16 protein-coding genes are annotated in these 20,867 nt (G+C 41.4%); 4 read left to right on the top strand and 12 right to left on the bottom strand.

Translation table 11 applies throughout. The annotated features are described in order from the left end of the window. Positions 1 to 317 precede the first annotated feature (317 nt). Positions 318 to 1,133, bottom strand: a complete 816-nt coding sequence (locus RS893_RS27160; RefSeq protein WP_315788697.1) for an SPOR domain-containing protein — start codon at positions 1,131 to 1,133, stop codon at positions 318 to 320. Positions 1,134 to 1,328: 195 nt separating this feature from the next. On the opposite strand from RS893_RS27160, the gene mnmA reads away from it, so the two are divergent. After that, positions 1,329 to 2,390 carry a tRNA 2-thiouridine(34) synthase MnmA gene (gene mnmA, locus RS893_RS27155; protein WP_315788696.1) on the top strand — a complete coding sequence of 354 codons (1,062 nt, stop codon included), beginning with the start codon at positions 1,329 to 1,331 and terminating at the stop codon, positions 2,388 to 2,390. Positions 2,391 to 2,659: 269 nt separating this feature from the next. On the opposite strand, the gene RS893_RS27150 is transcribed toward mnmA, so the two are convergent. The 8 genes from RS893_RS27150 to folK all read right to left on the bottom strand — a co-directional run bounded on the left by RS893_RS27150 (position 2,660) and on the right by folK (position 11,183). Further along, entirely contained in the window at positions 2,660 to 3,361 is a 702-nt protein-coding gene (locus RS893_RS27150) for a J domain-containing protein (RefSeq protein WP_315792115.1), read from the bottom strand. Between the two features lie 110 nt (positions 3,362 to 3,471). Continuing rightward, a complete protein-coding gene (cysK, locus tag RS893_RS27145; RefSeq protein ID WP_315792114.1) occupies positions 3,472 to 4,431 on the bottom strand; it encodes a cysteine synthase A in 960 nt (319 codons plus the stop codon). 106 nt (positions 4,432 to 4,537) lie between these two features. Then, positions 4,538 to 4,975, bottom strand: a complete 438-nt coding sequence (locus RS893_RS27140; protein WP_102207358.1) for an RrF2 family transcriptional regulator — start codon at positions 4,973 to 4,975, stop codon at positions 4,538 to 4,540. A 186-nt stretch (positions 4,976 to 5,161) separates the two neighbouring features. After that, the gene (locus tag RS893_RS27135; protein WP_315788695.1) at positions 5,162 to 6,988 is read right to left on the bottom strand and encodes an iron uptake porin; all 1,827 of its coding nucleotides are present in this window, start codon (positions 6,986 to 6,988) and stop codon (positions 5,162 to 5,164) included. A 416-nt stretch (positions 6,989 to 7,404) separates the two neighbouring features. Further along, complete coding sequence (locus RS893_RS27130; RefSeq protein ID WP_315788694.1) at positions 7,405 to 7,686, bottom strand: 4a-hydroxytetrahydrobiopterin dehydratase; 282 nt, start codon at positions 7,684 to 7,686, stop codon at positions 7,405 to 7,407. A gap of 1,291 nt (positions 7,687 to 8,977) precedes the next feature. Further along, positions 8,978 to 9,742: an ADP-ribosylglycohydrolase family protein gene (locus tag RS893_RS27125; protein ID WP_315788693.1), complete on the bottom strand. Its 765-nt coding sequence runs from the start codon at positions 9,740 to 9,742 to the stop codon at positions 8,978 to 8,980. 192 nt (positions 9,743 to 9,934) lie between these two features. Beyond that, on the bottom strand, positions 9,935 to 10,501 hold the full coding sequence (locus RS893_RS27120; RefSeq protein ID WP_315788692.1) for an NUDIX hydrolase: 567 nt from the start codon (positions 10,499 to 10,501) through the stop codon (positions 9,935 to 9,937). A 133-nt stretch (positions 10,502 to 10,634) separates the two neighbouring features. After that, positions 10,635 to 11,183 (bottom strand): 2-amino-4-hydroxy-6-hydroxymethyldihydropteridine diphosphokinase, encoded by a 549-nt coding sequence (gene folK / locus RS893_RS27115; RefSeq protein WP_315788691.1) that lies wholly within the window; start codon positions 11,181 to 11,183, stop codon positions 10,635 to 10,637. Between the two features lie 201 nt (positions 11,184 to 11,384). On the opposite strand from folK, the gene RS893_RS27110 reads away from it, so the two are divergent. Both RS893_RS27110 and psb35 read left to right on the top strand, forming a co-directional pair. Beyond that, positions 11,385 to 13,874: a penicillin-binding protein 1A gene (locus RS893_RS27110; protein WP_315788690.1), complete on the top strand. Its 2,490-nt coding sequence runs from the start codon at positions 11,385 to 11,387 to the stop codon at positions 13,872 to 13,874. A gap of 261 nt (positions 13,875 to 14,135) precedes the next feature. Beyond that, a complete protein-coding gene (gene psb35, locus RS893_RS27105; RefSeq protein ID WP_102149758.1) occupies positions 14,136 to 14,357 on the top strand; it encodes a photosystem II assembly protein Psb35 in 222 nt (73 codons plus the stop codon). Between the two features lie 84 nt (positions 14,358 to 14,441). Here the strand turns inward: psb35 and RS893_RS27100 are convergent, their stop codons facing one another. Beyond that, positions 14,442 to 14,867 carry a TerB family tellurite resistance protein gene (locus tag RS893_RS27100; RefSeq protein ID WP_315788689.1) on the bottom strand — a complete coding sequence of 142 codons (426 nt, stop codon included), beginning with the start codon at positions 14,865 to 14,867 and terminating at the stop codon, positions 14,442 to 14,444. A 59-nt stretch (positions 14,868 to 14,926) separates the two neighbouring features. Then, positions 14,927 to 16,438, bottom strand: coding sequence for a 16S rRNA (cytosine(967)-C(5))-methyltransferase (locus tag RS893_RS27095; RefSeq protein ID WP_315788688.1), 1,512 nt, complete (start codon positions 16,436 to 16,438; stop codon positions 14,927 to 14,929). Positions 16,439 to 17,058: 620 nt separating this feature from the next. Here RS893_RS27095 and RS893_RS27090 point away from each other — a divergent pair. Then, positions 17,059 to 19,653 carry a M1 family metallopeptidase gene (locus RS893_RS27090; protein WP_315788687.1) on the top strand — a complete coding sequence of 865 codons (2,595 nt, stop codon included), beginning with the start codon at positions 17,059 to 17,061 and terminating at the stop codon, positions 19,651 to 19,653. 48 nt (positions 19,654 to 19,701) lie between these two features. Here RS893_RS27090 and RS893_RS27085 read toward each other — a convergent pair whose 3' ends face one another. Further along, positions 19,702 to 20,766 (bottom strand): mannose-1-phosphate guanylyltransferase, encoded by a 1,065-nt coding sequence (locus tag RS893_RS27085; RefSeq protein ID WP_315788686.1) that lies wholly within the window; start codon positions 20,764 to 20,766, stop codon positions 19,702 to 19,704. Positions 20,767 to 20,867 lie beyond the last annotated feature (101 nt).

Raw genomic sequence — 20,867 nt, 5'->3', positions numbered from 1 at the left:
CTCACAAATCAGCTTTTAACTTGGCTGTTGAAGTGTCAAAATAGGAAGACTTTCGTTTGAATTGAGAAGTTCCAATCTTGAGACGAATTCCCCTGCTTGTCTGGTAGCCAAATGTGTAAGACTTATAGTGAAACGGTATAAACCCTATCACCTATCCCTTTGGTGGTGTAATATATTTTTTTTAGTGTCATAGTGTCTTTGTGGTGAAAAAAATAACTTTTGAACCACCAAGGCTCTAAGACACAAATGTGAAAAGAGCAAAATCGCGGAAATTTTTGAGGATTTTTACCCACCCTGAAAGGACTGCGCCTATCAGCCTATCTTGCATAGTAAACTCTGGCATTTTTAAATCCGAGCGATCGCAGATAATTATTCCATTGTTCTGCTTGTGACCTTTCGGCAAATGGCCCAACTGCTACGTATGAACCTCGTGGCTGATTTTTTATACTGACACCTATTTGTTGTTCAATATTAGTTCTAATTTGGTTAGCAATTGTGTTAATTTCTGTGGTTTTGGCAGGGACAGCTACATAGTAAGGTCTAGATATTTCTAAGTGAGAATTTCGCTGAGGATAGTAAGTATTATTATTGTTGAAATTTTGAGAGTAAGTCGGGATTTGTTGTCCGTTAGTAAAGCTAATAATTTGCGCCCCGTAAATTCCATAGGCTGCTAGTTGTTGGATGCGCTGTTGGGCATTAGCTGGTTTACTAAAGATTCCGGCTTGAATGACAGAACGTCCTTGAAATTGTCTGATGTAAGCTGTGGGTTCAATTAAACGTACTTGTTGAAGGATTTGGGAATTGTTACTATCAACATAAACTAGGTAACGTTTAAAGTTTTGGTTATTTTGATTCAAAGGTGTGGCTTGATATTGAATTGCATCCTGATTGTGAAGATACTGTTGAGGAGTTTTATTTACCTGAGGAATTGTAAATTCTTGATTATTGGTTGGTACGGGTGGTAGGAGATTGTTGTCACTGGGCGGAATTGGTAGGGGTATTTGTACTAAAAGACTGTTGTTGCTAGTATTGATTTGTGCTGGTGTGGGAGTGGAGTGACAAATCAAAATTAAGCATCCTCCCAATAGACCACGTAAAATAAAAGATGGTTGGGTAAAGTGCTGAAATATCATAAGTAAAATTGACCATGCAATCGACTATGGTAACAAAAGAAAATTAAAATAATATTTTCTACGGAAACTAAATTTTTACAGAAGAAAGGCAGAGGGCAGAGGGCAGCTATACTGAAGGAAAGATAGGTAACTGTAGAAAATCGCTATAATTTTTGAAAGGTTTAGAAAGAACAACCTAGCAATATATTTACGGATATGAAAAAAGTCGTAGTAGGACTTTCTGGCGGTGTTGATAGTTCTACCGCCGCCGCCATTTTGCACAATCAGGGCTATGAAGTAATTGGTTTAACCCTTTGGCTGATGAAAGGAAAGGGTCAATGTTGCTCTGAAGGTATGATTGATGCGGCTTCTATCTGTGAACAGCTGGGTGTTCCCCATCACGTTGTTGATATTCGGGACGTTTTTCAGACAAACATTGTCGATTATCTTGTAGCTGGTTACAGTAGCGGTATCACACCTCTGCCTTGTTCTCAGTGCAATAAAACAGTGAAATTCGGCCCGATGTTGCAGTATGCTCGCGAAAATTTGGGGTGCGATCGCATTGCCACAGGTCATTATGCCCGGATCGATTATAACGAAGCAACTGGACGTTACGAACTCCTACGGGCGATTGATCGCAACAAAGATCAAAGTTATTTTCTCTATGACTTGTCTCAAGATTTACTAGCAGGTACAGTATTTCCTCTAGGTGAAATGCAAAAGAGCGATACGCGCCGGATTGCCAATGAGTATAATCTCAAAACAGCTGACAAACCGGAAAGCCAGGATTTATGCTTGGTAGAAGCCAACGGTTCTATGCGGGCATTCTTAGATAAGTATCTTGCCCCCAAACAAGGCGACATTGTTGATATAGATGGCAAGGTACTAGGTCAGCATGATGGTGTCCATCATTACACGATTGGGCAACGCAAAGGCTTGAGGATCGCTGCTGCTGAACCATTATATGTGATTGCTTTAGATGCAGTTAACAATAAAGTGATTGTAGGCGATCGCACTAAGGCAACTCAACCAGAATGTACCGTGACTCGAGTAAATTGGGTTTCCATCGCCGAACCTGCAAGTCCCATTCGTGCAGAAGTGCAAATCCGCTATCGTTCTCACCCCGTACCAGTCACGGTCATTCCCTTGGAAAACTCCCGTGTACGGATTGTCTTCGATGAACCCCAATTCAGTATTACGCCTGGACAAGCGGCGGTTTGGTACGAAGGAGAAAAAGTTTTGGGTGGGGGAATAATTGAGCAGTTTAGTGATTCTTGAGTTGGGTGTCTACTTTTAGTGGACTAAATCTCTCGCAAAAATCTGGATAGTTCTTTATTACGAACACAGATGCACACAGATGAACACAGATTTTTTGATCGATGTTTACCTGTGTTCATCTGCGAAAAGTTTGTAGACACGGAGTGGCTTCCCGCTTGGGTGCGGAGGTTTCCTCCGATCAAAGCTTTTCAAGAGAGTGTTCGTTTTTTGAAATAGACTTTTGCAAGAAGTCTACTGAATGCCACATATGAATCCACGGGGTTTTCAATCTATCCCTTATAATCTGCGACCGACTCTTGGGCCTCACGGTACAATCCCTTGGCAATACGAAACATTTCTTGACCTGTATGCAAATAACTTTCGTCGTAATTCAAGGGAAAATATTCCAATTCATCTAGTCCATCACTAATTTGGTTGAGGCAGTAATAAAGATGAGCCGCTACTCTTGCTAAACTAGGGGGATTAGGTAGGGAACTAAAAGAAGTTTGTGCCTGTTTTAGGTCTTCTCGGCAATTTTCTAAGTATTTCTGAAAATCTTCTAAAAGGTTATCATCAAAGGGATCTGCTGCTAGTTTTTCAATTTGTGTTTTCAAAGAATAAAGAATAACATAAGCTAAGCGACTAACCGGTTGATAAACTTGACGTAGCCATTCTTCAATCTGCTCATCAATATCTCGTCCTGTTTGTCTTTTTGTTTGGTATTGCTGCCCAGCAGCAGTGCTACGCTGTTGTCTGCTGCTAGATTTTTGCTTTAGTTTGTGATAAATTCGTCGGTCATAACTTTTGCGATTCTCAGCATCACCCAAGACTTCATACGCTGCATTAATACGGATAATTTGCTCACTATCTGCCGTTTGTTGATTACTATCAGGATGATATTGTTTGACCAAACGGCGATAGGCTTGCTTAATCTCTGCTTGGCTAGCGTCCGGATTTACTTTAAGAGTTTCGTAGTGGTTATTACTTACCATTGTAGAGAACATCCTCAAACCCCCGTCACTAGACAGCGCAGGGATGAAAGGTAGGTGAAAACTTGAGTTTACCTGCCTTCAAAATTTTAACAGTTTGAGCAAGTTCTCATTTAACTGTTGCCGACTCTGGCGTCTACCAAGTCTTGAAACAAGGGTGTACTTAGATACCTTTCCCCAAAACTGGGCTGAATCATCACAATTAAGCGTCCCTCATTTTCCGGACGCTGGGCGACACGAATTGCAGCACACAAAGCAGCCCCACTGGAAATGCCACAGAGTAATCCTTCTTCTCTTGCCAAACGCCGACCATAGGCGATCGCTTCATCATCGCTAACAGTGATGATTTCGTCAATTAATTTTACCTTCAGTACTTGAGGAATAAACCCTGCCCCAATTCCCTGAATTTTGTGTGGACCGGGTTTTCCTCCCGATAAAACTGGACTGTTGGCTGGTTCGACTGCGATCGCCTTCATACTTGGTTTGCGTGCTTTTATGACCTCCGCCACACCCGTAATAGTACCACCAGTACCTATACCTGCTACAACTATGTCTACTTTACCTTCAGTATCTTCCCAGATTTCTTCTGCTGTTGTTTCCCGGTGAATTTGCGGGTTAGCAGGGTTACGAAATTGTTGCAACATATAAGCATTGGGTAGTTTATCAACAATCTCTTGGGCCTGCCGAATCGCGCCACTCATACCTTCAATTCCTGGTGTGAGTTCAAGTTCTGCACCGTAAGCCCGCAACATCGCCCGTCGTTCAGCACTCATTGTTTCTGGCATTGTTAAAATCAATCGATAACCTTTAGCTGCTGCCACCATTGCTAAGGCTATCCCTGTATTGCCAGAAGTAGGTTCTACTAATACAGTTTTGCCCGGGGTAATCAATCCCTCCTCCTCAGCAGCATTAATCATGCTGATCCCAATGCGATCTTTGACTGATGCTGCTGGATTCATACTTTCCAACTTCACGACAATCTCAGCTACACAGCCTTCTGCTTGGGGAATACGGTTGAGCTGTACTAAGGGTGTACGCCCAATGAGTTCTGTAATGTTACGAGCAATTCGCATTCTTTTGTCCTTGGTCAATTGTCAATTGTCAATTGTCAAGCGTCAAGCGTCAATGGTCAATTGTGAAAAAACTCTTGACTTTAAACACTTGACTCTGGACACTTGACTAAATGTAGTACATGATATCTAACTGCCGTCGGGAATCTCGTTTTTCACAAAGTTCAGCAAGTGTGTATTTTTGTAAAACTGAGTTTGCTGCTTGACGTGCTTCTTGCCAAATTTCTTCTACAACAGCACCATCGACAGTTTTAGGCTGATCTTCTTCAGACGTCTGCACCCTATCTAAGCCTTCCACACATCCCAAAACTTCAAAAAGCGTGATTTTCCAAGGTTCTCGTGCCAACAAGTAACCACCTTTTGATCCTCGTTGACTCTTGATTAGACCCCCACGCCGCAAGATTGCTAGTAGTTGTTCTAGATAGCGGTCAGGTATATTTTGTTGTGCTGCAATTTGACGAATTTGCAGAGGTTCTCCACTTTGGTAGTGGACTGCCAATTCTAACATGGCTAAAATTGCGTATTCCGATTTACACGATAGTTCCACGGCCGAGAATGGGAAAGAAATGATTCTTTTACTTTTTTAGTATACTCCGGTTCTCCACTGGGGTTTGTTATTTTTACGATTAAAAACATAAAAAACCCCGCTTTGAGGCGGGGAAAAGATTTTTGCTGTTGTTAGTTGTTTATTGAGTATTGGAAAAAACTACCAATTAACTACCAACTAACCAAATTAGAATGTAAAGGTTGTTCTGAGTGTGCCGATGATGGCATCGTCGTTATTGCTACTTTGACCAGGAGCAGTTAACCAAATTACGCCAGGAGTAATAGAGATATTGTCGCTGACTTGATATTTGTAGAAGCCTTCAAAGTGGTATGGTACATCACCATCATCTACACCTACGAATCTGTTGCGAGAATAGGGTTCAGCACCAGCGAAAATACCCAATACGTTACCTTGTTTCCCGAAGTTAGGCAAAGCAACTCCTAAACCGTAGCTCCAAGCTTGAAAGTCATCACCAGAGCCGAAGCCGGTGACATCATGGTAAGAAACGAAGCCACTTACAGATAAATTATCGCTGGGTCTAAAAGCAGCCGATATACCGTAGGAATTACTAGAAGATGCGTCTGTAACACTCAGATTATTGGATTGAGCAGTACCTACTACAGAGTTATCCACAGTACCTGCGTCAAATAGAGAACTGCCTGCACCATGATAACCGTGAACATAAGTTGCTGCTAATGCTAAGCGATCGCTTAAATTAAAGTTCAGTTGTCCTAGAGCAGCATAGTTACCGTTGAATATACCTGAACCTATACCAGGATTATTCGGTTCAGACCCCAAGTAACCCACTGTGATTGAACTTGGTAGAAGGAAACTACGTCTTTCGCCAAAGCCGAAGTTAACTGCTGCACCAGCGCCACCACCAATACGGAAGATGGGGTTTTCAGAGGCAAAGGTAGACAAAGCACCATTACCACCGTCGTAATCTTCAAAGTAAGGGTTAACGGTAGCAGCAACGTCGCTCCAAATACCACCAGTAGCAGCAACATAAACTCTGGCATTATCACCCAACGGGAAGTAGTATGCCAACCAGTCTATAAATACATTGTTGCTGTTATCAGGATCACCAGTAATGTTAAAAGTTTGCAGACCTTCAGCACTACCGTCAGCACCAATGTCTAATCTCTGGGCATTCCCAGTTGCAAGACGGGTGTGTAAAAGATCTCTACCTGTAAAGCTAGTTTGCAAATCTAGACGAACCCTGTCTTGGAAAACAGTATTGTTGTCAGCATTATCTTCATTACCAAAAGTATCAGTGAGAGCAAAGATAGCTTCACCAACTAGTTTTGTGGTAGTTGAGAACTGGTTAGCTTCCAACTCAGCTGTCCGTGCTTCTAAGGCATCTACACGACCACGTAAGGTTGCTAGTTCTGCGGAAAATTCTTCTTGTAATCGCTGCAAAGTCGCCAAATCTTCTTTGGTGACTAATTCAGCTGTGGCTGTAGCAATTAATTCATTGACCCGATCCAAACAAGCATTCAAACCTGCGGCAAATTCATAACGGGTCAAAGGACGATTACCACGATAAGTGCCGTTGGGATAACCTGCAATACAGCCATAGCGCTCAACTAAAGACTGAAGTGCTTGGAATGCCCAGTCAGTTGGTTGTACGTCGGAGAACTGAGAAACCGATGTCACTTGCGCTTGGGAATTAGTAGTTTTCCCTTCGCTGCCATATTGGTTAACTTGCTCTAGGACGTTAACTTCTGTTTGCTGTTGTACTTGTGGTTGCTGTACTTGAGCTAGCTGTTGTACCTGTGTTTGCTGTTGTAACTGAGCCAGGATATCTGACTGCTGTGGTATTTCTGTTGCGCCAACAGAAGCTGTAAATCCTGTTTGTGTGGAATCACTTTGTTGCTGGCTTGTTGATAAATCTGCTTTGATGACTTCAGGGGTGGCGCCATTAGGAGCTGCGATCGCAGTTGCTGAAACCAACAGTGTGGCTCCTAAAACTGCTGGACTGACCACCAATGATTTCCACAAGATATTAGACATCGTTCCTGTTCTCCTCACACCTCGTTCTATACATTATGGTTTGCTGCAACTATTGCCGAATCTGCGACTTCTTGTTGAAACCTGTGGATGAGGCATATTGCCCTTAAAGACAATTTTAGTTTTTGCCAAGCTAAACAGTAAATTAAATTCTACAAAGTTAAGCTTTATGTGATTAACTTACGCAAAAACATACCCTTATAGCTTGTCATTATAAAACATCTGAGTCAGATGGCAACACGTGAGAGTTCGCATATACAACTGTCACATTTCCCTTGGTTAATCATGAAATTTCAAGCATAGTTAGTGATTTAAATCATAAGAGTGATCACCTCTTAAAAAATCATACCCACTCTTTACTTGTTAAAACTTAGACAGGTAAGTTGTAATTTTTGATTTCAGCTACTAAGAGTTATTACTTAACTGATCTGAGAAATCTTCTTGGCTAACTCAAAATCTTTCTGGGTTAAACCACCTGCATCATGGGTTGTCAGTGTAATTCTAACTTTGTTATAAGAAATCTCTATATCTGGATGATGTCCTGCTGATTCTGCGGGTTCAACAAGTTTATTTACAAACTCCATTGCCTGTAAAAAATCTTTAAACTTACGCTGACAGGACAATTTTGATCCCTCTACTGTCCAGCCTGAGAGGTTGTTTACTAAATCCTGAATTTCTATTTCTGTAAGTAACTGTGCCATATCATCAACTCCTAATTTAATTAGTTAGCAAGATTTTGTATCTGAGGAGGTTGATAATGGAAATCACTACTCTATATTTTCTGCTTTTATCTAGCCCGAAAGACTCATATTATGTCCGTTTAAATACTTATACTGTCTATCTGTGTCGGTAATAAGTAATTGGAGCATTACCTAATAGTTGTGAGCGCAGTGGGAATATAGAGTAGTAATGTGGGTTTGTAAATTATTTATGATGAACTGGCAAAATAAAAAATAGTGGATTTTACCTAAAATGAATTTTTGACTTTTTTGTTACCTCTGCTGAAAGTAGGATTTTTTGACTTTTCCGTTGAACTATATAGCTTTATTTACCCTATGCCAAGACGCAGTTTATTACATAAGGTTCCCATAATTTGATATATAATTTAGAGTTTTTTTATAATTTTTTTAAACTTCAATCAAGCAATAGTTATGCCCATCGAGGAATAGATTGACCATTGAAGAAGGCAGGAGCCAGAAGGATATCAGACAAATAGATCCAGTAACGCTTTTAAAGACGCAAAAGGGAGAGTATTTCATCTTAATTTATCTATCCCCATGTCTATCTTCTTCGTTCGCTGAACTATAAAATATCTATCTATAGATATAACTATCCGCTCTTACTTTAGATCAGGTGATCTAGGTAAGAGCGGTCTAGTTGGGTCTTCAGGTTGCAACCTAACTGCCGGAAGGAACTCCTTATCAGCTTAGCTGCTTGAGGTAACTTAGTCTCTCAATAAGACTAAAGCTGACTTTTAGAGAACAGCCCCGGCACACAGCCGGCTTACTGCAACCTGATGACCCATGCATTTACTACTATCTGTCATGGGCATCACCTCCTTGTTACCTAAGCGGTCGTAGTCTCAAAAAGGCAGAGTTGATTAGCTCTGGGTTGTTTACAACAACAAATACAATATAGCACAAGGTTTAATGATTGCTGCAATTATCATTATTTAAGAAGGCAGAAGGCAGAAGGCAGAAAGAGAATACCCATAAATAAATTTAGGGGATTTAACAAGAATAGCTAATTCTAAAGCACTATGTGTCTCGAGAAAAATCTTTTTACTTTGGTTCATAAATAAATTTAGAGGCACAAGACCCTTTTGGCAGAGGGAGAAACCAATTCTTTCCTTCTGCTTCTAACTTGAAAGTAACCTCACCCCCAACCCCCTCTCCGCGGGTTCAAAGAGGGGTATGCGATAGGACGAGGTGAGGTTTTTTCATGCTTGATGGTGAAATTTTTTCATTGGGACTGCCCTCTGCGTTTCTTCGGTCATGGAATTAGTTGCAATAATTGCTTGTCTAACTCAATTAGATAATCCCTACCATAGGAACCATTTTCTAAATCTAGAATCAAATGATCTGGCAAGTCTTGCTTAATTTCCTGGCTACAGGAACCAGCAGCGAGAGCGATCGCGGCTACAGTATCTACATCGCCTGTGAAGGAGATACAATCTTTAAGCAGCGCACTCATTGAATCATTTCGTAGGAGTGCAGTAATTGCTGCGCTCACACTCATCCATCCTTTTGATTTGACTTTTCCTTGCCAAGGCTTTGTCCATTCACCCGGTACGTAGCCTTCAATAAACTGCCCTAATTTGCTTTTTGCTCCAAGCTGATAAATAAAGTAGTGAGACATCAAGGCAGCTGCGATGGCAGCATTGATTCCTGCTGCTGTATTGTGGGTAATCTGAGCTTGAATTGTTGCTGCCTCAATGACTTTTTCTGGTGTCGCTAAAATACCAATGGGTGCTGCACGCATTGCTGCACCACTTTTATCACTCATGGGACGAATTTTTGTTAAAAATTCCTCACCATTTTGAATTTCTATCAAGAAATGGTAGAAATTGCCAGAGTAACCTTCTCTAGGATCTCGTTTAAAGGCTGTAACAAAACTATTGGCTAGAACTTCTGGTGTCCACGGTTGGTTAGCTACGAGAGTCTCTGCGATCGCTATGCTCATTTGTGTGTCGTCAGTATAGCAACCTGGCTGAATATTATGGCGCGGATGCTTGAGATATCTACTTAAACATTGCAAGCGCTCATTTCATTCGCATACTCAAAGCCTGCACCATAAGCATCACCGACCGCTAATTCTAACAACATATATTCCACAATACACTACATTTGTAGTATATTGTGGAATTTTAGAAATGCAAAGGTTGTGTAATCAACATACTTCTTATGGGAAGAGGTAAGCTTTTACCCTTTACCCTACAAGATGCATTGCTCAAATATCTTTTTTGTCTCCTAAAAGAAAATTGCGAACTAGGAAAAAGCTAGAAATCGATTTAGCATCTATAGGTTCACCTTGTAGAATTGCTTTCTCCAAATCTTGTGGAGTCAGTAAAACTGTTTCTATATCCTCGTCTTCTTCTTGTGCTGGTGGTGTTTCGAGCTTTTCTAAATCTTGAGCCAAAAAAGCATAAATAATTTCATCAGAATATCCAGGGGCAATAAAAAATTCTCCCAAGGTTTGCCACTTATGAGCGCGATAACCAGTTTCCTCTTCTATTTCCCGCTTCACTGTATCCAAGGGATCTTCATTTGCTTCCACAGTTCCTGCGGGAAACTCTAATAACCTTCCCCCAACTGCAAAACGATACTGACGTACGAGAACGAGTTTACCTTCTGGCGTTATCGGTACAGCTAAAGCACCTCCAGGGTGACGAATGCACTCCCATTCTCCTTCTGATTTGTTAGGCAAACGTAAGCGGTTGACCTCAAAATCAAACTTACGTCCTCTGTAGAATAGACGTTGTTTTAGTAGCTGGGGTAATTCTCTACCTAATGGCATAGTTAAGTTTTTTAGTCTAAAAAGTCGCAAGAAAAAAGGTGGATGGGTTTAAGGGTGTTAGGGAAATCTTCAACTTAATTACTACACCTATATACCCTAATTCCCTTACACGCCTAATTGTATTGCTGTAAAATCATATATTCGTTAACAAATGCACTTCAGAACAGTCTACAACTTTGGCTAGTTCTTGAATTGAGCGTCCTGTGACTGGCTCTACCCAATTTGGGGCTATTTCTGCTAACGGCACTAAGACAAAAGCACGTTCTTGCATTCTCGGATGGGGAATTTGCAAGTTTGGCGTATGTAAAATTAAGTCATCATATAACAACAAATCTAAATCTAATGTGCGAGGACCCCAACGCTCTTTCCGGACGCGCCCAAATTTTTTTTCTATTTCTAGCAAGCTTGCCAATAATAAATTTGGTGTCATATTGACTTGCATAATTACACAACCATTCAAATAATCTGGTTGTGCTGGGCCTACAGCTTTAGTTTTGTACCAATTGGATCTCGCTTCTAAGATAATACCTGGTATTTGAGCCAGATTTTTGATAGCTGTCTCTAAAATTGTATAGGAATCTCCTATATTACTACCTAAAGCTACTGCAACAGGCTTCCACTCATCTTTGCTGGCATCGTTTGTTGTCTGTAGCTGGAGTTTGCTGTTTGCAAATATTTTCAATTATTTTCTGACTCCAAAATATTACTCAAGAACAGGTATAAATCTCGTAAATATCTTTAAGACTAATCTTAAGAAATCTTATTTGTTATATAGTGAATTAAGTGAATAATTTATTAGGATACTGTACAAACACAAACGTTGTGTACCAATCTGAAAATTTCATGGTGGTTAGGTTGGAACTACTGAAAGTGAGGAGCTGACGTGGGGAAGTTTACCTCCTGGTTTAAAGAAAGAACTACAAAATCGAGTGATTCTCAAACAGAAAAATTGGGGTCGGCAATAGGTGATACCCAAGCAAAAGAGGAATCCACAAATGAACAAAACCATGATGAGAACCGGCCACCAACAAAACTGAAGCAAGCTAAGCAGATAGTAACTCAGGTAGTTGCCAAGCTTCCTGGCAGTCATAAACCACTATACCGTCGTTATTGGTTTTGGGCAGGCTTGGGTGTAAGCGGCGGTGTCGCTGCTGTTTGTTATGGAGTTTGGTCTATTGACCAAACATTACCAAATAAAACTGAACTCAGTGCTGTTGTTAGAGAGCAAACATTAACCATCAAAGCTGCCGATGGGACGATTTTGCAACAGCAGGGAGAAGCAACTAGAGAACAGTTGAAATTAGAGGAAATACCAGAGAAATTCAAAAAAGCTTTTATTGCCTCAGAAGACAGAAGATTTTACAAACACGATGGTGTTGATGCCCAAGGAATTGTGAGAGCAGTTTTAAATAATTTGCGATCGCAAAACGTCGTCGAAGGTGGTAGCACCATCACGCAACAGCTAGCACGAATTCTCTTTCTCAAACAAGAGCGGACAATTTGGCGTAAGCTCAAAGAAGCTCGTCTAGCACAGAAAATCGAAGACCAATTGTCTAAAGACCAGATTTTAGAGCGTTATCTCAATTTAGTGTATTTGGGTTCAGGAGCCTACGGAATTGCAGATGCGGCATGGGTGTATTTTAGTAAACCAGTCCATGAACTCACCTTGGGGGAAATGGCAGCGATCGCAGCCTTACCTCCAGCCCCCAACCGTTTTTCACCGCAAGTGAATCTAGAATCTGCCCAACAACGGCGGAATTTAGTTTTGCAACGGATGTATGAAGACGGATACATCACCAAAATTGAGAGAGACATCGCAGTTAGCGAAAAATTAGCCGTTAGGCCTAGTCAACCCAAACGCTGGCAAGTTGAAGCTCCTTACTTTATCAGTTATGTCCAGAAAGAATTGCCTAAATATGTTTCCCCAGAGGTTTTGAATGCAGGCGGTTTAACGGTGGAAACCTCCTTAAACTTGTCTTGGCAGAAGATGGCAGAAGAAGCAGTGGATAAAACTTTACGTAATCAGGGTCGCTGGGAAAACTTTAAGCAAGGAGCTTTGGTGGCGATTGATCCCCGGACTGGTGCGATCAAAGCAATGGTTGGGGGAAAAGACTTTAGCAAAAACCAATTTAATCGTGTTACCCAGGCACAACGACAGCCAGGGTCGACTTTTAAAGGATTTGTGTATGCAACAGCGATCGCTACTGGTAAAAATCCCTATGATGGTTATGAAGATGCACCCCTGATTGTGGATGGTTACGAGCCGAAAAACTTCAGCGAGAATTTCTACGGCTGGATGAATATGAGAGATGCTCTCACCAAGTCAATAAATATTATTGCGGTGAAAGTGTTGATGGATATAGGATTTGAGCCAACAATTAAGCTTGCTCATGATATGGGAATTAGATCGGAACTCAAACCGATGTATTCTTTAGCTCTCGGCTCAAATGAAGTGAATTTGCTGGAGTTAACAAGTGCTTATGGTTCCTTTGCCACTCAAGGATTACACGTAGAACCCCACGGCATCACCCGCATTCTCAACCGCCAAGGTCAGGTAATTTGGAGAGATAATTTTCAGCCAAAGCGCGCTTTAGATACAGAAAGTGCCGCGATTATGACCTGGATGTTGCGTAATGTGGTAAATGCAGGTACAGGCGGTGCTGCTAACTTGAATGATAGACCTGTTGCAGGTAAGACTGGTACTACCGATGAGGCTCGAGATTTGTGGTTTATTGGCTTCATACCCCAGTTAGTAACAGGCGTATGGCTAGGTAACGACGACAACAAACCAACTGCGGGTAGTAGCAGTACTGCTGCTTATACCTGGCACGAATTCATGGAAAAAGCAACAGAAGGAATGCCAGTCGAGAAGTTTCCGGAACGACCGAAGCTAGAAGGTCGTAAAGGTACTATTAAAGCACAACGCATCAAAGCTAAACGAATTGTTAATCCTCCTGCTCCTTCTAATAACGAGAATTCTGATGGACAAAATCAACAGGTAGATTCTAATAATAGCCAAGGGCGATCGTCTCGCAGAAGAAGATACAGAAGAACTAATTATCAACAGCAAGAACAACAGCAAGAACAAACCCCAAGGCGGCGACGCAGACGCCGCTATCGAGAACAGCAAGCAGCTGACGACTCTAGTTCCCAAAGAAGCTATCGGCGTCGATATCGTAATGACGAATCGGCTTCTAATAGTGATTATTCGTCATCTCCATCACGACGAAGATATAGACAATATTCAAATTCTTCTACACCTATAATTCCTCGAGTCAGGTATACACCGTCTGCTAGCTCTAGTAGTGGTTCTTCTAGTTCCGCATCCACACCCTCTTGGCGAGAGAGACTGAAGCCAAGTTCTTCACAGTGAAATGGGGAGGTGGGGTGTAGACGCGCTCATAGGCTTAAGGCAGGGTGGGGGGAGTGTGTGGAGTGGGCGTTGGGCATTGGAAATAACCAACAACTAACCACTAACCACTATTGTACAGACGCGATTAATCGCGTCTGTACTAACCACCTACTAACTACTGTACTAATTTCCTCCCCTTCCCTCTGACTTGTGGGGGATGTAGGTGGTATGCTCTTTTTATAAGTTTTTAAGTAGTGTTACTTATTTTAGGAGATTATACTCATGAATTTATTAATGCAAGCAGCAGCACAAGCAGCTAATGAACCTCATTTTCCTTTCGCTTTTACTGCGGTTTATGTAATTGGCTTTATTGCTGCTGTCACAATTGGTTCAATTGCTTGGTACAATTCCAAGCGTCCCGTAGGTTGGGAAGATAAAGAACGCCCCGACTTTGTCCCCAAAGTTGACAAAGATGAAACACCTGGTGTAGGTGAACCTAAATAGTCAATGGTCAATGGTCAATGGTCAATGGTCAATAGTAAAAAAACTTTTGACAATGGACACTTGACAATGGATTTTTGACAATGATTAATTTTGAATTTCAACCCAACGACGGTAAAGCTTTTGAATTTGTTTGAGAAGGGCATTTAATCCGGCTTGGGTTGATTGCTCTTGGGTAGATAATTGTTGTAACTTCATCAGCAGTTTTGCTTCTTCTACTGCTACTTCATCATCACTGTAAATTAAACCACTGATGGCTTGAATTAGATTTTGGTAATCTTCCATACTCGGATGCTCACCTAAATATTCCTTGACCCAGTCATAGCATTCGATTGGCTTCACGGGAACTAGTTCGTATAATAAAGGCTTAATATCTGGATCGCTAGCTATCCCTTTCTCTTGAGCTATTTGACGCAGATACTGCCTTTCTTCTGCTTGGATTGTGCCATCTATCCAAGCTGCTCCAATCAGAATTTTAACTAAGTTTTTGACGTTACTGGAGTTTACTGACATCACAGCCTCCTATAGTTTGACTCTGCCCTCCTTGAAATCTTACAACTGCTACACAGTATTCACCCTGAATTATTGGTTTTTCTTAAACGAACCATAAAAAAGCCATCCATGTCATGTTGATGGGGTAAAACTTTTAGGCAGCCTAGTGACGTGGAATACTTATGAAAAGCTACATTTTGAAAAGAAGTCTCTATTTTCCAATCACAGTTTTCTGTGATAAATGATTCTATGACGCTTTCATTTTCAGTTGGATGCAACGTACAGGTAGCATAAACTAGTAACCCTCCTTGTTTTACAAAAGTGCTTGTATGTGATATTAATTCTTTTTGCAGGATGGAAAGTTCTTTGACTGAGTCTGGTGTTTGTCGCCAGCGCGCATCAGCATGGCGATGTAACGTCCCTAAACCAGAACAAGGTGCATCCAGTAAGACACGGTCAGCAGAGTTACGAAATTGGGATAAATTCCGAGTGTCATCAATGCAAATTTTTATAGATTTCAGATCAAGCCGTTGGATATTTTCTTGAAGTTTCCGCATCCGAGAAGCAGTGCGATCGCACGCCCAAATTTTCCCCGTATCCTGCATTAACTCAGCCATGTGAGTGGTTTTACCACCGGGTGCAGCACAGGCATCAATCACTACTTCTTTTGGTTGGGGATCAAGGAAATGACCAACTAGTTGGGCACTACTATCTTGGATACTCCACCAACCCTGACTAAAACCAGGCAGATTTTGAATTTGACCTGGGTGAGTCAGTAATCGTAAAGCTTGCGGGAGGTGGGGAAGACGTTGACAGGAAATACCAGCCGCCTGCAATGCTGCTTCTACTGTTTCTAAATCAGCGCGAAGTGGATTTACCCGTAGATCAATTGCTGGGGTTTGGTTCATCCAGATACATAGTTTTTCTGTCTCGATTACACCAAATTGGTCTATCCAAACTTGAATTATCCAGTCAGGAAAACTGTGTAGAATACCCAAACGTTCAACTTGGTTTTCTGGTAGCTGTAAGAAAGATGTGAGGAAAAAAAGACGCGGTGACACACAGAGTATTTCATCTATATTCCCCGTGTTCCTCCCTTGTTCCCCTTGTCTGGTTTGTCCCCCATCTCCACCATCTCCCCACCTCCCCATCTCTTCCATGAGGCGAAGAAACTGCCGCAATAAACCATTCACAAAACCAGCCAATCCAGCAAAACCATTTTCCTTGGATAATTGTACGGTGGTATTCACAGCCGCACTAGGAGGAATTCGTTCTTGATATAGCAACTGGTAGAAGCCTAAATGCAGGATCGTGCGGAGGTCTTTGGGTTGCTGATGGGATTGCTTTTTGGCAAGTTGATCAATAATAGCGTCGAGAGTACGCTGTCTTCTGGTGCAGCCATAAACTAATTCTGTGACTAAACGGCGATCGCTGAGCATCTTTGCACCAACTTCACCATCTGCTATGTCTGCTTTTGCTAACACTCGGTCTAGTGCCACATCAGCATAAGCTCCCTTGTGGACTTCTCGCAAGGCAATAAAAGCTAGTTGCCGGGATGAAATATTTTGATTTCTGGATTTTTGATGTTGCAATGTATTTCTGAGTTCTTTTATACCAATTCTAAGATTTTTAAATGATTAAATAATCTTTAAATTAAGTCTTTTTTACACTCTAACACCCATATACCCTTATACTCATCAATTTCTACTACAATTGCGGCTATGAATTTATCACGAATTCAAAACATCATGTTTTTGTTTTAGGTATTTTTATTCTATTATTGTATTTTTATAAATTTGTCATCAAGACAAAGATTTTGTTTTGGGTGCTTAGTCTTATTGCTTTTATCTACTCTCTTAGTTGAATTTACTGATTAACCAGTAAATAAACAAACTTAAATTGTCAATAAATCTGAATCTCCCACACAAGTATGAAGATAAAATTTAAGAAATTTTCTGTTATTCATCGAAAAAAAATTAATATTAACAATAGCAACAAGCTATCCTAAAGCTATGTAAATGCTTTGGAGTATTTTTACTCAATGAAAACCGAATAGAGCGTAGGACACTCTCGACTAAATGACAACGGGGAGCATCAAGAGTCGATTTGGGAAAAGTGTACTATGTAGCAATTTTTCATTCTTTTACTTCGTTTTCTTTTTGTTAACTAAATCCATTTAGAGTTATCAGGATTAAAAGGTCAGTAGGCATCAATGTCTTATTATTTTTTTGATACAGAAAATTACCGTTACAAATCTTTTGAGTTGCCAGGGGCAAAACCACACTATAACCCTGACCGCCCCGGACAGGTTGAACATATTTTTCTAGATCTCGATTTAGATATTCCCAACCAGAGCGTTCAAGGAAAGTGCAATATTACTTTATTGCCCATCCGTAATGGTATTGACCGTTTAAGCTTGGATGCTGTTAATTTGAACATTGAATCTGTCTTTGTGGATGAAGTACAGCAGAAGTTTGATTACGACGGTGAAAAACTCTCGATCCAACTACATTCACCCACCCTTGTTAATCAACGACTTGCGATCGCGATCGCCTACTCTGTCCAAAAGCCCCAACGGGGGATCTACTTCATCCAACCCAATAAACATTATCCCCACAAACCCACTCAAGTTTGGACACAGGGTGAAGATGAAGACTCACGCTTCTGGTTTCCTTGTTTTGACTACCCGGGACAGTTGTCTACTTCCGAAATTCGTGTCCGTGTTCCCAAACCACTGATTGCCATATCTAATGGTGAACTAATTGCTACAGAAGCAGACGGTGAGGACAAAATTTATCACTGGTTGCAGCAGCAAATTCATCCTACCTATTTAATGACACTGGCGGTAGGTGACTTTGCAGAAATTCGCGATGATTGGAACGGAAAACCTGTTACATACTATGTGGAAAAAGGACGGGAAGCAGATGCCAAACGTAGTATGGGCAAAACTCCCCGAATGATGGAGTTTCTCAGCGAAAAATATGGCTATGTTTATCCCTATCCAAAGTATGCCCAAGTCTGCGTTGATGATTTCATCTTTGGTGGCATGGAAAACACTTCCACCACACTGTTAACAGATAGATGTTTGCTGGATGCTAAAGCAGCATTAGATAACCGCAATACAGAAAGTTTAGTAGTCCACGAACTGGCACACCAATGGTTTGGTGATTTAGTTGTCATCAAACACTGGTCACATGCTTGGGTAAAAGAAGGCATGGCTTCTTATTCTGAAGTAATGTGGACAGAGCATGAGTACGGTGCAGATGAAGCAGCCTATTATCGCTTAGGAGAAGCCCGCAGCTATCTAGCAGAAGATAGCAGTCGCTACCGCCGTCCGATGGTGACACACGTCTATCGAGAAGCGATCGAACTCTATGATCGCCACATCTATGAAAAAGGGTCTTGTGTATATCACATGATCCGTACGGAGTTGGGCGACGAAATGTTTTGGCAAGCAATGCAGACATTTGTCCAGGATAATGCCCATAAAACCGTAGAAACAATAGATTTACTTCGGGCGATCGAAAAGGCAACTGGACGTAATCTATTATTTCTGTTTGACCAGTATGTATTTCGAGGGGGGCATCCAGATTTCAAAGTCGCATACTCTTGGGATGGCGATGCTAACTTAGCTAAGGTGACGGTAACTCAAACCCAAGCATCATCTGATAAAAATGGCAGTAACAGTGATTTATTTGACCTACGAATTCCCATTGGTTTTGGTTATGCTAAAAATGGTGCTACTGCGGAATTAAAAATTTTCAAGGTACGGGTTCACGAACGTGAACAAACTTTCTATTTCCCACTAGAAGAGAAACCACTGTTTGTCAGCTTTGATGTGGGGAATAATTTCTTGAAAACTGTTTCCTTGGAGTACTCAGTACCAGAGTTAAAAGCACAGTTAGAATTTGATCCCAATCCAATTTCGCGTATTTACGCAGCTGAAGCCTTAGCGAAAAAAGGAGGACTAGAAGTCCTTAAAGCACTATTGTCAGCACTGCAAAAAGATCCTTTTTGGGGTGTGCGTGCAGAAGTAGCTGCCCAAATAGCAGAAATCAAGTTAGACCAAAGCTTTGATGCTTTAGTGCTAGGGTTAAAAGATGATAATCCCAATGTACGTCGAGCTGTAGTAGAAGCACTGGCAACAATCAAAACCTACGCTAGTTATAAGGCTATCAAAGAAGTAGTTGAGAATGGAGATGCCAGCTACTATGTAGAAGCAGCCGCAGCCCGCGCAGTTGGTACAATTGCAGCTGCCAGTTTGGAAGAAAAACCCAAAGAAGAAAAAGTTTTGAAACTGCTAAAAACAGTTTTAGAAGCAAAAGCAGGTTGGAATGAAGTAGTACGCAGTGGGGCGATCGCTGGTTTAGCCAAACTTAAAACTTCCGAAGCAGCCTTAAATCTGATTTTGGAATACACCAAAATAGGCATTCCCCAGCCTTTGCGCTTGACAGCAATTCGGGCATTGGGTATAGTCTCTGTCGGTCAAACTCCTGCCAATGTAGAGCGAATCTTAGATCATTTGGCAGAACTTGCTAAAGAAAGATTCTTCTTAACTCAAGTCGCAGTAGTGACAGCCTTGGGAAATATGGAAACTCCCAAAGCCATCAGTATCTTGCAATCCCTTGGCGATCAAACAGCAGATGGACGGGTACGCCGCTATGCAGAAGAAGAGATTGCCAAAGTGCAAAAGAATATTGGTACAGACAGTGCAGTTAAACTACTGCGCGAGGAACTTGATCAACTCAAACAACAAAATCAGGAACTGAGAAGTCGTTTGGAAAACTTAGAAGCGAAGGCGAAGTAGTTGGTAGTTAGTAGTTGATTGTTGATTCTTAACCACTAACTACTAACTTCACAACAATTCCGTAAATCGGGGATCACTTTGTAAAGTTTTCAAAATTTGCTTGATTTCTTGAGTACGGTCTTTTTTGACAACAAGAGTCACATTGCGATCGCGCACAATTACGACATCTTCTAGACCAATGGTGACAACAACCTCATCAGGATTGTTAGTGTAAACAATAGCACCCTGTGTATCTAACCCTACATGAGTACCTAGTTCTACATTTGGGGAATCTTCTTTTTTTAATAAACGTTCGATCGCATTCCAATCACCTAAGTCATCCCAGCCAAAATCCACTGGTAAGACATGTGTCAAATTCGTTTTTTCCATGAGCGCATAGTCTATACTCTTCTTAGGTAACTGGGGATAGATATCAGGGCCGTGCTGTATCAACGGTTCAATAATTTCTGGGGCGTGGATATGCAGTTCCTTGAGAACAACACCCGCCCGGAAAATAAACATCCCGCTATTCCAGCTAAAACGTCCCGTCGCCAGAAAATTTTCTGCCGTTTGACGGTCGGGCTTTTCAGTAAAGCGGTTGACATGATAAGCTGGCAAGTCATCAAAGCAACCAATCTTTTCGCCTTGTTCTATGTAACCGTAGCCAGTTGATGGAAAGGTGGGCTTGATCCCCAGTGTGACAATTGCTGCTGTGTTTGCTGCTAGTTCAATTGCTGCATTTATTGTGTGTGCAAAAACATCTTGGTTAGCAATCCAATGATCAGCAGGGAAAAAGCCGATAATAGCGTCATCTCCGTGACGCTTTTTGATTTCCAAGCTTGTCCAAGCAACTGCTGCGGCTGTGTCCCTTCCTTGAGACTCGACTAGCAAGTTATTCGATGGTAGTTCGGGCAGTTGTTCCTTAACTCCTTGGGCTATCTGACTAGAAGTAATCACCAACAAGCGATCCCAACCGTCTGCTAATGGTAGCAGTCGATCAGCCGTTGCTTGTAGAAGACTTCTAGAGCTACCATCTAGGTTTAAAAATTGTTTGGGTCGATTTTGGCGACTTAAGGGCCAAAAGCGTTCACCTTTACCACCAGCAAGAATTACAGGGAACAATGCTCTAGTCATGTTGTCATAGAAACTTACTCAAGAACACTACTAAGTGTACTGTGGTCTTCATCACTGGCAAGATTGGTTGCTTAGATTAACATTAGGTTTAGGGAGTGGAT

Origin of the sequence: Fischerella sp. JS2, from assembly GCF_032393985.1 — a bacterium.
Classification (GTDB): domain Bacteria; phylum Cyanobacteriota; class Cyanobacteriia; order Cyanobacteriales; family Nostocaceae; genus Fischerella.
Note: the sequence above shows the minus strand (reverse complement) of the source record. Positions and strands in the feature narration are given on the sequence as shown.